Source organism: Flavobacterium erigeronis, from assembly GCF_054075165.1.
Window position 1 is genome coordinate 117,250 of sequence record NZ_JBSKGP010000009.1, and the last position, 12,876, is coordinate 130,125.

Below are 12,876 nucleotides of genomic sequence, written 5' to 3' on the forward strand. Positions count from 1 at the left end.
CATGAAAAAAATAATATACGTTCTTACCCTGTTTTTTGCATTCATTACCTTTAATGCAACAGCACAAGATATTATGAAATCTAAAGATTTAAGTACATTAAAAGTTGATTACTTATCTGATTATGATTTAGCAAAAATTAGTGCTCAGCTAAAAAGTAATAATGCCACTATTGATCAGGTTGAATCAATGGTGCTTTCAAAGGGGATGAGTCAAACTGAGTTTAACAAGCTTAAGGTTAAGCTTAATGATTATGAAAGAAAAAATGCAAAAGATGGAGGAAAAGATAAAAGTAAAGAGGGAAAATCAAAAAACGGAGAAAAAACTTCAGAATTTGGAAGGAAACAAAGTGAAATAAAAAATGAGAAAGTAAAAGATTCTTTAAATGCACTAATTTTTGGTTCGGAACTATTTGATAATCCCACTTTAAATTTTGAGCCTGATTTAAATTTGGCTACTCCTATGAACTATGTTCTTGGCCCTGGAGATGAATTACAAGTTAGTGTTTATGGAGTTCAAGAATATAATGCCAACATACCTGTAAGTGTAGAGGGGAAGATAAATATTGACTATGTGGGACAAATCTCTGTTTCTGGTATGTCTATCGAAGCAGCGACGCAAAAAATAAAAGCAGCTATTGCCAGAGTCTATAGCACCGTTCTTTCTGGACAATCTCAGGTAAGCGTTAGTCTAGGAAAGATACGCACTATTAAAGTAACAATTGTTGGTGGAAAGCAGCCAGGAAATTATTCAATATCTTCGTTAGCAACTGTTTACAATGCATTACATTTGGCAGGTGGTCCTGGGAAAAATGGAAGCTATAGAAATATTGAATTGATAAGAAACAATAAAGTTTACAAGAATATTGATATTTATAGATTTTTAGTTAAAGGAGACCAATCAGATAATGTTGCTTTAAAAGAAAATGACGTAATTAGAATTCCTTCGTATAGTCAAAGAGTTACAGTTGAAGGCGAAGTAAAACGTCCAGGTATTTTCGAAATGAAAAAAGGAGAGTCATTTTCAGATTTATTGAATTTTGCTTCCGGATTTAATGAATTTGCTTATACGGCATCTGTAAATGTTATCCAGAAAACAGGAAAAGAATTTAAGGTTCACGATATTAATGAAAGTGAATATAAGTCTTACCAAGCTCAATCTGGAGATGTTTTCAGAATTACCAAAATTTTAAATCGTTTTGAAAATAGAATTAAAATAGAGGGAGCAGTTTTTAGACCAGATTATTATTCTTTTACTGAAGGGATGAGAATTTCAGATCTTATCACAAGAGCAGAAGGTTTAAAAGAAGACGCATATAGCAAACGAGCAAGAATTATCCGTTTAAAAACAGATTTGACAACACAAATTGTTAATGTAGATTTAGGCGCTGCATTGTCGGGTGATTTAAATGCTGATATTGAACTAAAAAGAGAAGATATAGTTACAGTATATTCTATTCTAGATTTTAGAGAAGAATATAAAGTTACTATTGATGGAGAGGTAAAAAATCCTGGAGTATATGAGTATTTCGAAAATCTTACTTTAAATGATTTAGTAGTTCAAGTAGGTGGATTAACAGGTTCTGCTTCAAAAAGAGTTGAAATTGCTAGAATGATTAAATCTGATGCTATTGATGATGCGGATCCTAAACGTATAGAATTGGTTGAGTTGGAGATAACCGCAGATAATAACGAGCAGATTAAAAACTTTGTTTTAAGACCTTTTGATGTTATTAATATTCGTAGAATGGCAGTTTATGAGAAACCAGAGATGGTTAAAGTAAGTGGAGCAGTTACCTATCCAGGAAAATATGTTCTAGCAAATAAGAAAGAAAAAGTTTACAATGTAGTAATGAGAGCTGGAGGACTTACATCTATAGCAAATTTAGATGGGATGAAGATTAAACGACCAGTCAAAGAGGAACAGATTGAGCAATTAGAAAGCATAAATCTTAACTTGGAAAAGAAAGAAACTTCAGAAAAAAAAGAAGGAATTATAGAAGAATCAGATCTTAAAACTAATGATACACTTAAATCTAAATTATCAAAAAAATTAAGAGACGAACTAAAATATACGACTATTCCTGTGAATTGGGAAAAAATTGTAAAAGACAAAAATCATTATTCTAATGTTACCTTATTTCCTGGAGATGAAATTGAGGTTGCAGTGTATAACGAAGGGGTAAAAGTTACAGGCAACGTTTTGCTTACGTCCGAAATTCCATATAGAAATGGAAAAGGATTTAAATATTACATTAATTCTGTTGGAGGTGTAGATAATAAAGGGTGGAAGAGAAAGGCTTATATAATTTATCCCAATGGAAAAGCAGCCGTAACAAGTTCATTTTTATTTTTTAGATCTTATCCAAGAGTAGAACCAGATTCACAGATTGTTGTACCTGAGAAGCCTGAAAAGAAAAAGATGAGTGCGGGGGAATGGGCTGGTCTTGGAACAGCATTTGCTAGCTTAGCATTATTAATTGTAACTGCTTTTAAATAGACATTTGATGAATGCAAATATTGAAAATGATGAAGTATCATTAAAAGATTTAATACAAAAATTAAGAGATTGGTATCTGTATTTATTGTCACATTGGAAAGTTATAGTTTTGGCTGGAATAATAGGTGGATCTCTAGGTTTATTATACTCATTTACTAAAAAGCCTGTTTATACTGCAACGTTAACATTTGCATTAGAGGATGAAAAATCAGGAGGTCTGGGTGGAGCACTGGGCTTTGCTAGTTCATTTGGTTTAGATATTGGAGGAAGTGGAGGAGGTATTTTTGCTGGTTCAAATTTGACTGAGTTATTCAAATCAAGATCAATGGTTGAGAAAACATTGCTTACTCCAGTTAAGGTTAACGGAAAAGTAATTTCTTTAGCAGAGATGTTTATCCAAAATAATAAATGGAGGGAGAGCTGGTCGGATAAACCAAAATTGGAGTCAATTAAATTTTTGCCGAATTCAGATAGAGAAAGGTTTACCCGCGTACAAGATAGTATAATAGGGAGTATCTATTCAAATTTATTAAAAGGAGGATTATCAGTTGGTCAGAAAGATAAAAAAATAGCAATAACAAGTATTGATGTAATGTCAGGAGATGAGTTGTTTGCAAAATATTTTTGTGAAGCTTTGGCTAAACAAGTTGGAATGTTTTATGTGACAACAAAAAGTAAGAAAGCTAGAATGAATATGGATATCTTAGAGCGTCAAGTCGATTCAATTCGGAAAGAGCTAAATGGAGCTATTACAGGTGTAGCGGTAGCCACTGATAATACTTTTAATCTAAATCCAGCAATGAATGTACGTAGGTCGGTATCTTCAAGACGACAGGTTGATGTTCAGGCGAATACTGCTATATTAACAGAACTGGTTAAGCAATCAGAATTAGCTAAAGTTACATTACGTAAAGAAACTCCGTTAATTCAAGTTATTGACAGACCTATTTTACCATTGCCAAAGGAGCGTTTTGGGAAAGCAAAAGGTATTGTAATGGGCGGTTTTATAGGAGTGTTTTTAATATTGTTCTATTTGCTAACTACGAAAATTTTTAGAGATCTAATTAAATAATTTTTGGTCTTAAAAATGATGAAAAATTATACTTCTAACTTCAGGAATTAGAAAGAAAAGCATAAAATTTTAATTTTATATTGACTTTACCACATAGAAATAGTTGTAATATAGTTTTTCTGTGGATTCCCAATATTACCTCAAACAAAAGTTTATCTCATATAGAGACTCTTCCAATCTAAAAAATTAATTAAAGAAATGCTGGCTAGTGATTTGAAAAACACAGATGGAAGAGGTATATGCCTACGTAATTACTTTATTTATAATTAAGATAATTTATAAAAAAAATGTCACTTAGAAAACAAGCCGTATCTGGAATGATTTGGACTTTCTTACAGCAGTTTGGTAGTCAGTTAATATCTTTTGTAGTATCAATGGTATTAGCTAGACTCTTATTGCCAGAAGAATTTGGACTTATTGGTATGTTAACCATATTTATGGGAATTGGATCAGCTTTGTTTAATGGAGGATTAACGAGTTCACTTATAAGAACTCAAGAATGTTCACAAGAAGACTATTCCACTGTATTTTATTTTAATTTCTTGGGAAGTATTCTAATTTATGGCATTCTTTTTATAGCGGCACCTTGGATAGCTAAATTTTATCATCAGCCTCAATTAACAATTATAACGAGGGTATATGGTTTGACTTTTATATTTTCAGCTTTTGGTACTGTTCAAAATACAATTCTGACTAGAGAATTAAAATTTAAAAAGTTGGCAATTATAAGTGTGCCTGCTTTAGTTATAAGTAGTGTAGTTGGGATCGTAATGGCATATTTGAATTATGGTGTCTGGAGTTTAATTTTGTCAACTTTAGTTAATACATTTTTTGTTAGTTTTTTTTTATGGTTCAGCGCTGATTGGTATCCGAAATTAATTTTTAGCAAAGATAAATTTATACAGCATTTTTATTATGGTTACAAATTAACAATATCTGCAATTTTGGAGACTGTTTTTACAAATATTTATCAGATTGTTATTGGTAGATTTTATTCTCCCGCACTAGTAGGCTATTATACTCGTGCTAATACTTTAATGATGCTTCCTGTAGGGAATATTTCTGGGGCGCTTAACAAAGTGGTTTTTCCATTGTTTTCTAAAGTTCAGGATGATCTTCCAAGATTTAGAAATTCTTATAAGCAAATTATGCAAATGGTACTATTCATAGTTACTCCAATTATTGTATTAATGGGATTGTTAGCCAAACCTTTGATCATATTGTTGTTTACTGATAAGTGGCTTGCTGTAGTGCCAATTTTTAAAATTATATGCTTTACCGGAATACTGTATCCAATTCATTTGTATAATTTAATTGTATTGGAAGTTAAGGGAAGAAGTGATTTGTTTTTAAAGTTAGAAATTTTCAAGAAAATATTATTAACAATTATTCTAATTGTAAGTTTTTTCTATGGATTTTATGCTTTGTTGTGGGGGCAATTAATTTTTTCAATACTTGCACTATTCATTAATACACATTATGCGGGAAAGATATTGAAGTACAGTATGTGGCAACAAATAAGAGATATTTTGCCAATCTTTATTTTTGCTGTAGTAATGGCAACAATTACTTTTATAGTTGATAGAGTATTGAGTAGTCAAATTGATATTGTAAGATTAATCTTGGGTAGTTTGTCAGGTGGTTTGACTTATATATTAGTTGCCTATTTGTTTAAATTTGAAAGCATACAAGATATTAAAAATCTAATTTTAAAAATATGATACCAGTAACAAAACCTTTTTTGCCACCTCAAGAAGAATATCAACGATTAGTTGATGGTATCTGGAAACGAAAATGGTTGACCAACATGGGGCCCTTGTCAAGCGATTTAGAAATGAATTTGAAGGACTATTTAAGAGTTAATCATTTATTATATGTGACTAATGGTACGGTGGCTTTGCAAATGGCAATCAAAGCTTTAAACATTACAGGTGAAATTATTACGACACCTTTTTCCTTTGTTGCGACTACATCTACTATTGTTTGGGAAGGATGTACACCAGTTTTTGTAGATATAGATGAGAAGAGCTTAAATATAGATGTGACGAAAATAGAGGCTGCTATTACAGAAAAAACTGAAGCGATATTAGCAACCCACGTGTATGGGAATCCTTGTGACGTCCAGGAGATTGATAAAATTGCCAAAAAACATAATCTGAAAGTGATTTATGACGGAGCTCATGCTTTTGGCGTACAAGTAGGTGGAAAATCTATATTTGAGTATGGTGACATTTCAACCTGCTCTTTACATGCTACTAAATTGTATCATTCTATTGAAGGTGGTTTGATTATTACTAAAGATGCAGAGTTGTTAAAAACATTGGCTTACATCCGTAATTTTGGAATCTCAGGTTTTGATTCTTTTGCAGAATTGGGAATAAACGGGAAAAATTCGGAGTTTCATGCGGCCATGGGATTGGTAAATTTAAGATATATACAAGAAATACATGAGAAAAGAAAAGATTTAACAATTCATTATAATACCAAATTAAAGGGATTGAAAGCTTATAGACCTCTTTGGCATAGTGGCTCAAGCGAAAATTATTCTTATTATCCTATAGTATTAGAGAGTGAGAAATTGTTACTGAAAATAAAAACTTTTTTGGATGGTCATGAAATTTTTACCCGTCGTTATTTTTATCCATCTTTGGCAAATACGTTACCTTATTTGCAACCTCAAGATTTGGACGTGACAGATGCTGTTTCTAAACGAGTTTTGTGCCTCCCTTTATATTATGATCTGTCAATAGAAGAAATAGATTTAATATGTCGTTTAATGTTGAGAGCTCAAAACAATTAAAAAGTTAATAAATGACAATTAATTTTTTTAATTTACTATAAAAATATGAAAAAAAAAATATTGGTTATATCAGATAACTTATTACTTTGTAATGAGTTTGAAAAAATTATTGAAACTATAGAACAGCCTGATATTAGTTGGGATTTTGCGATTAGTCCATTTTCGGACTATAAATTATTTTCAGATTCATTAGTAAGAAGTGTTTGCGTAAGAAATTTAAGAGACAATAAGGAAATTACTGAAATATGTGATACATATGATATTGTGTTTTCAGTGCACTGTAAACAAATTTTCCCTGAGGAATTAGTATCAAGAGTAAAATGTATAAATATTCATCCAGGGTACAATCCAATAAATAGAGGATGGTATCCACAAGTTTTTGCAATAATAAACGATTATCCAATTGGTGCAACTATCCATGAAATCGATATTGAACTTGATCATGGACCTATTATTGATCGTGCATTTGTAGAGAAAGATGCATGGGATACTTCCTTATCACTTTATAATAAAGTTGTTAATCTAGAGATTGAGCTGGTGAAAAAGAATATAGTGAGTATAGTGTTAGATTCTTACACGACTACAGAGCCTGAAACAGAAGGAAAGATTTATTTGAAAAAAGATTTTAATGAACTTTGTGAAATTAAATTAGATGAAAGTCAAACTGTTGGACAAACTATTAATAAATTAAGAGCATTATCGCATGGGGATTATAAAAATGCATTTTTTATTGACCCAACTACAGGTAAAAAAGTATTTGTTAATATCGAATTAACTTTGGAGAAAATATGAAGGTTTCGGCTTGTTTAATAACATATAATCATGAGGATTATATTGTAAATTGTATTGAAGGCGCTTTGTCACAGATTGTTGATTTTGATTATGAAATTGTTATTGGAGAAGACAAATCAACAGATAAGACTTTAAAAATATGCGAAGAATATGCATTTAAATATCCTGATAAAATCAGATTAATAAAAAGGGATACGAATCTTGGCATGATGGCGAATTGGATTGAAACAATGAAATCTTGTCAAGGAAAATACATTGCCATATGTGAGGGCGATGATTATTGGTCAGATTCTTTGAAATTGCAAAAACAAGTTGATATTTTGGAAAATAATCCTAACTTAATGGGTAGTTTTCATAATTCTGAAGAACGATATTGGAATGATTATACTAAAGCTTCTGCGCTATATTTAGATATACGAGGTGCAAGAGAAGTTAGTTTGCAAGACATGACAAATAGTAATATGGTTCCCACAGCGTCTATTGTTTTTAGAAGTCCGGTACCCAATGAGGTTTTTACTGATGCCTTTCTAAATTTACCCATATGTGATTGGCCATTACATTTACTGAATTTAAAAAATGGAAATTATTATTATATTCCGCAAGTTATGAGTGTTAGGCATTTATATCTTGAAAGTACATGGGGGATGCAAGATGAAATTAGGAATAGAAACATCGTTTTGAATACGTATGATTTATTGATTAATTCTAATTGGTTTTCTTTAAATATAATTCAAAATTTAAAAAAAGGGAAAGATAATTTGAGTAATCCAGGGAATTCATTTTTGAAAACTTTGAAATACCGCTGTAAGCTCCTCTTGCATTTACTAACGAAATGGTAGGTTTCCTATAAAAAAGACTTAGCCTTCCAAAGTCAATGCTTAAAAAAACACTCAGATTTATTTGGTAAATAAAAGATTTAGAAAATTGATTTTCGTAAAGTAATCCCTTGATTTTTTTTAAGCAACTATTTTTATAGATTTTTTATATATCTATTTAAAAAGGACTAATGGGTCTCAAGGATTAGCATCGGCTAATTCTAATAATGTTATGTTGTTAAAGGATATAATGCGAATTATAAATAATTTAAATAAACTATGATTGGTTTTTTGTTGAATATTAGAAGAAAATACCAATTGAAATCGAGGTATAATTCTTTTAAAGATTATATTAAAATGGGAAATTCTCATTTTTTAGATGCTTTTAGAATTAATTTAAATAACCCTTTGAAAGATAAAATCTATGTTTCAGTTGGAAATGATACAATTTTGGATTGTCAGATTACTTTCGAATCGCAAAAGGGGGAAATTGTAGTCGGTAATAATACATTTCTAGGCGGAAGTCATTTAATTTGCAGAAGTAAAATTGAGATATGTGACAATGTATTTATTGCATGGGGAGGAACCATTTATGATCACGATTCTCATTCGTTAGATTATAGAGAAAGACAAAAAGACATTGAGCAACAAATTTTAGATTTTAGGTCAGGTAAAAATTTTATTACCAATAAAAATTGGGAAGTTGTAAATTCAAAACCAATTTTAATAAAGTCTTATGCTTGGATAGGAATGAATTGTATTATATTAAAAGGCGTTACAATTGGTGAAGGGGCAATAGTTGGTGCGGGTAGCGTTGTGACAAAAGATGTTCCTGACTGGACTGTTGTTGGGGGGAATCCTGCTCGAGTTATAAAAGTACTACCTGAAAATTTGAGAAAAAAATGAAAATATTAATTATAGGATCAGAAGGATTTATTGGTGGACATGCTAAACAGTACTTTTCTAGTTTCAATGAAGTATGGGGTGCAGATATACAAAATAAAGATAATGAAGCATTTTATTTTCAAATAGAGACATCTGATTCCCGTTTCGATACAATATTTGAAAATGTTAAGTTCGATGTCTGTATAAATGCGAGTGGGAATGGCAGTGTTCCTATATCGTTGAATAAGCCTGTTTTTGATTTTGAACTAAATGTTACAAATACAATTAAAATATTAGATGCAATCAGGATTTATAATCCAGAGTGTAAGTACATTAATATGTCTTCAGCGGCTGTTTATGGTAATCCAGCAGTTTTGCCCATAAAGGAATTTTCAGATCTTAAGCCATTATCACCTTATGGATGGCATAAATTATACGCAGAGCAAGTTTGTAAAGAATATTATTATTTGTATAATATTCAGACAATAAATCTTAGACTCTTTTCAGTTTATGGCGAAAATCTTAGAAAACAATTGTTTTGGGATCTCTATCACAAGTGTCTCCATACTTCAGAAGTTGAATTGTTTGGATCAGGTAAAGAAACAAGAGATTTTATCTATATAAATGACTTGATGCGTGCTATTGATTGCGTAATAAAAGAGGGATTATTTAATGGAGAAGCTATAAATGTAGCATCAGGTATTGAGACGGAAATAAAAAAGGTGGCTACTATTTTTATAAATGAAATAGATTCTAGTATAAATCTCAAGTTTAATATGATTGTAAAACCAGGCGATCCTTTAAACTGGAGAGCAGATATAAGTTTGTTGGAAAGCTTTGGATTTAAAAATGAAACATCAATTGAAAACGGTTTAAGAAGTACGGTAGAATGGTTGAAAGAAAAGAAATAAGTCTGCTTTATCAATATAATGATAATTGGATTGGAGGAACTTATTATATTATAAATATTATAAAAGCATTGAATGTTTTAGTTGATGTTGAAAAACCTCATTTAGTAATATTTCACAATTCTGAGGAATCTACTCAATTGATTAAATCATTAAATTATCCTTACATAGAATTTCAATATTTTGGTTACAATTTTAATATTTTTGAAAGAATAATAAATAAAGTAGGCAGAATAATATTAGGTCGAGATTTTATTAAAAATAGAATAGGAGATAAAAGAATTAAAAATTTATATCCAATAAATTCTTCTATAGATACTTCAAATATTGATGAATTCTTTTTTTGGATTCCAGATTTTCAGGAATGGTATCTTCCTGATTTTTTTTCAAAAAAAGAAATTCAATATAGAAAAGACTCTCAAAAGTACTTAGTGGATAAAAAATATCCAATAGTTTTTAGTAGTAATAATGCTTTGGAAGATTTTAATAAGTTTTATCCAAATAATAAAAACAGGAAAGAAGTTTTGAGGTTTGTTAGTATTGTTGATAACATTTATTCGAATATCGAAATTTCAGAATTGAAAAAAAAATATTCTATTAAAGATGATTATTTCATAGTTCCAAATCAATTTTGGAAACATAAAAACCATAAGGTTATATTAGAAGCTGCAAAAGTAATTAAAGAAAGAGGGGATAAGTTTTTAGTTGTTTTTACAGGAAAAGAATACGATTATAGAAATCCAGATTATACTTTAAGTTTAAAAAGAGAAATAAAAGAAAACGGTTTAGAAGATAATTTTTGTTTTTTAGGGTTTATAGATAGAGCAGAACAGCTACAATTGATGAAAAATTCTATTGCAATTATACAGCCTTCCTTGTTTGAAGGTTGGAGTACAGTTGTTGAAGATACAAAAGCAATAAACCATGTAATTATTTTGTCTGATCTACCATTGCATAGAGAACAAATAAAGGATAATTGTATTTTTTTTAATCCTTTAGATGGAATTGAATTAGCAGATAAATTAATATTCGCAATGGATAATAATTTTAGGACTACTAATTTTGATATGGCAAAAAACCAATTAGATTTTGCAAATAAAATAATTTCTATTTTTAATTAATTCATGAATTTAAAAAGACCTCTTATTTCTGTCATAACCGTTTCATATAATGTGGTTAATACTATTGAGCAAACAATACTGAGCGTAATTAATCAGGGATTTGATAATTATGAATACATTATAATTGATGGTGGTAGCCAGGACGGAACTTTAGAGATTATTAAAAAATTTGAAGATAAAATTACTATTTGGGTATCAGAACCAGATAAAGGAATTTATGATGCTATGAACAAAGGAGTTCTATTAGCAAAAGGGGAATGGGTTAATTTTATGAACGCTGGAGATTTGTTTGCCAATAACATTTCTAAGTTACTAAATGAAGCACTAATAGATGACAGTCACGATGTTATTTATGGGGACGTTTTCATTAAAAAAAATGAGATTTTAAGTCTTGACAAAGCAAGGGAAATACAACAGTTAAACTATTCACTTAATTTTTGTCATCAAAGTTCTTTTGTAAGGAGAGAAATATTAATTAAACACCCTTTTTCTTTAAACTATAAAATATCCTCAGATTATAACTTGTTTTTAAATTTATTTATTAATGGCTATAACTTTTATTATATTAAAAGTGCTATCTCAATATTTGAATATGGTGGAATTTCTTCTAATGCTAGTAAGAAATATATTAAAGAGAGATTTTTAATTATATCTAATTCCCATAAAGGAATAAGCAAAAAAATTTGGTTTGGATATAAATTTGCTAAAATGTTACTTCCATTCAATAGAAATACTGTTTTAAATTTTTTTAAAAAATAGATTGAAAAATATTCTCATAATTCACCATGGAAGAGGTGTAGGTGGAGGCCTGATTGCTTTGCTTGGTCTGATAGAAGAACTTAAACAAAAAAATAATGTTCACGTTTTATGTGTTTTTGATAGTGAAGCAGTTCAATATATTCAGAAATTAGGTGTCGAAGTAATTATTGCAAAGTCAAAATTTTACTCAAATTTTTATGGAATTTTTGTTCACAGTGAAGCATCTTATTTTGATATAATTGATCTTTGCAGAAACTTAAAAAATTTAATTAGTTTTTTTTTAAATAAATACATATTTGCAAAAAAAGAATTGTCAAGCTTGAACATCAATTTCGATATAATTTATCTGAATTCTACTTTTATATCTGATTGGGCATTGGCAGCAAAAAAATATAAAAAACAAACTTTTATTCATATTAGAGAGCCTCTTGCAAAAGGTGTATTAGGAATTAGAAGAAGTATTATAAAAAATGATATAGATAAATATTGTGATAAAATTATAGCGATATCGAAAGATAATGCTTTGAGGGTCGGTTTAGAAACTAAAACAACTATTGTATATGATCCAGTAGTGGTTAAAGGGCGAAGTTTCTCAAATGCGATAAATCAAAATCCAAATTTTAAACATTTCTTATATATGGGAGGAATGCAGCGAATAAAAGGTTTTGAGCAATTGGTTCAGGCTTTACCTTATTTAAATGAAAATGTTAGGATTTATTTTTTGGGAGGAGACTTCAGATTTCCAGATAACAAATTTAAAAGATTTGTTTTATTTTTTGATCCCTATATGTGGAGAATTAATTCATTAATTAAGAGTTTAAATAAATCTAAACATATTATCAAAATTGGCTTAGTTGATAATATATTTGATTACTATGCAAATTCTTTATCTTTAGTGTCTCCATTTTCAAAACCTCATGCAGCGCTTCCTGTTTTAGAATCATTTTCAGTAGGGAAACCCGTAATTGTGTCTGATATTATAGGTATGGATGAATTAGTTGATTTGAATAATGGATTGTTTTTCAGAAATGGAAATGGAAAAGAATTGGCAAGCGCAATAAATAAAATGTCAACCTTAAACAATTCTGAATATTTTAATATGTGTGATAATGCAAAAAATAAGTTTGTTGAAATAGTAAAACATAATCAATCTGTACAATCTATTATTGATAATCATTTTTTATCAATTTAATAAGCTCATAAAAGGTAAATTAAAAATATTCAAGT

Annotated in this window: 10 protein-coding genes and 1 pseudogene; all 11 read left to right on the forward strand. The window is 29.6% G+C overall.

The window, feature by feature from the left end; all coding sequences use genetic code 11:
- Position 1: 1 nt before the first annotated feature.
- The 11 genes and pseudogenes from ACWA1F_RS17840 (at position 2) to ACWA1F_RS17890 (ending at position 12,841) form a co-directional block, all read left to right on the forward strand.
- A complete protein-coding gene (locus ACWA1F_RS17840; RefSeq protein ID WP_456895584.1) occupies positions 2 to 2,497 on the forward strand; it encodes an SLBB domain-containing protein in 2,496 nt (831 codons plus the stop codon).
- 7 nt (positions 2,498 to 2,504) lie between these two features.
- Positions 2,505 to 3,569 carry a Wzz/FepE/Etk N-terminal domain-containing protein gene (locus ACWA1F_RS17845; protein ID WP_456895586.1) on the forward strand — a complete coding sequence of 355 codons (1,065 nt, stop codon included), beginning with the start codon at positions 2,505 to 2,507 and terminating at the stop codon, positions 3,567 to 3,569.
- 287 nt (positions 3,570 to 3,856) lie between these two features.
- Positions 3,857 to 5,290 carry a lipopolysaccharide biosynthesis protein gene (locus ACWA1F_RS17850; RefSeq protein WP_456895588.1) on the forward strand — a complete coding sequence of 478 codons (1,434 nt, stop codon included), beginning with the start codon at positions 3,857 to 3,859 and terminating at the stop codon, positions 5,288 to 5,290.
- Positions 5,287 to 6,369: a DegT/DnrJ/EryC1/StrS family aminotransferase gene (locus ACWA1F_RS17855; protein ID WP_456895590.1), complete on the forward strand. Its 1,083-nt coding sequence runs from the start codon at positions 5,287 to 5,289 to the stop codon at positions 6,367 to 6,369. Before ACWA1F_RS17850 ends, ACWA1F_RS17855 begins: the two co-directional genes overlap by 4 nt.
- A gap of 45 nt (positions 6,370 to 6,414) precedes the next feature.
- Complete coding sequence (locus ACWA1F_RS17860; RefSeq protein ID WP_456895592.1) at positions 6,415 to 7,161, forward strand: dTDP-4-amino-4,6-dideoxyglucose formyltransferase; 747 nt, start codon at positions 6,415 to 6,417, stop codon at positions 7,159 to 7,161.
- Positions 7,158 to 8,000, forward strand: a complete 843-nt coding sequence (locus ACWA1F_RS17865) for a glycosyltransferase family 2 protein (protein WP_456895594.1) — start codon at positions 7,158 to 7,160, stop codon at positions 7,998 to 8,000. The genes ACWA1F_RS17860 and ACWA1F_RS17865 overlap by 4 nt, the downstream gene beginning before the upstream one ends.
- A 696-nt stretch (positions 8,001 to 8,696) precedes the next feature.
- Positions 8,697 to 8,882, forward strand: a pseudogene (locus ACWA1F_RS17870) (DapH/DapD/GlmU-related protein); the annotation flags it as partial.
- Positions 8,879 to 9,772 carry an NAD-dependent epimerase/dehydratase family protein gene (locus tag ACWA1F_RS17875; RefSeq protein ID WP_456895596.1) on the forward strand — a complete coding sequence of 298 codons (894 nt, stop codon included), beginning with the start codon at positions 8,879 to 8,881 and terminating at the stop codon, positions 9,770 to 9,772. The pseudogene ACWA1F_RS17870 and the gene ACWA1F_RS17875, both read left to right, overlap by 4 nt.
- A complete protein-coding gene (locus ACWA1F_RS17880; protein ID WP_456895598.1) occupies positions 9,751 to 10,890 on the forward strand; it encodes a glycosyltransferase in 1,140 nt (379 codons plus the stop codon). The genes ACWA1F_RS17875 and ACWA1F_RS17880 overlap by 22 nt, the downstream gene beginning before the upstream one ends.
- A 3-nt stretch (positions 10,891 to 10,893) precedes the next feature.
- On the forward strand, positions 10,894 to 11,649 hold the full coding sequence (locus tag ACWA1F_RS17885) for a glycosyltransferase family 2 protein (protein ID WP_456895600.1): 756 nt from the start codon (positions 10,894 to 10,896) through the stop codon (positions 11,647 to 11,649).
- A 1-nt stretch (position 11,650) separates the two neighbouring features.
- Entirely contained in the window at positions 11,651 to 12,841 is a 1,191-nt protein-coding gene (locus ACWA1F_RS17890; RefSeq protein ID WP_456895602.1) for a glycosyltransferase, read from the forward strand.
- The last annotated feature ends 35 nt before the right edge of the window (positions 12,842 to 12,876 follow it).

Coding starts and splice junctions, on each gene's coding strand:
- ACWA1F_RS17840 (WP_456895584.1), top strand. CDS start 2: ATGAAAAAAATAATATACGTTCTTACCCTGTTTTTTGCATTCATTACC.
- ACWA1F_RS17845 (WP_456895586.1), top strand. CDS start 2,505: ATGAATGCAAATATTGAAAATGATGAAGTATCATTAAAAGATTTAATA.
- ACWA1F_RS17850 (WP_456895588.1), top strand. CDS start 3,857: ATGTCACTTAGAAAACAAGCCGTATCTGGAATGATTTGGACTTTCTTA.
- ACWA1F_RS17855 (WP_456895590.1), top strand. CDS start 5,287: ATGATACCAGTAACAAAACCTTTTTTGCCACCTCAAGAAGAATATCAA.
- ACWA1F_RS17860 (WP_456895592.1), top strand. CDS start 6,415: ATGAAAAAAAAAATATTGGTTATATCAGATAACTTATTACTTTGTAAT.
- ACWA1F_RS17865 (WP_456895594.1), top strand. CDS start 7,158: ATGAAGGTTTCGGCTTGTTTAATAACATATAATCATGAGGATTATATT.
- ACWA1F_RS17875 (WP_456895596.1), top strand. CDS start 8,879: ATGAAAATATTAATTATAGGATCAGAAGGATTTATTGGTGGACATGCT.
- ACWA1F_RS17880 (WP_456895598.1), top strand. CDS start 9,751: ATGGTTGAAAGAAAAGAAATAAGTCTGCTTTATCAATATAATGATAAT.
- ACWA1F_RS17885 (WP_456895600.1), top strand. CDS start 10,894: ATGAATTTAAAAAGACCTCTTATTTCTGTCATAACCGTTTCATATAAT.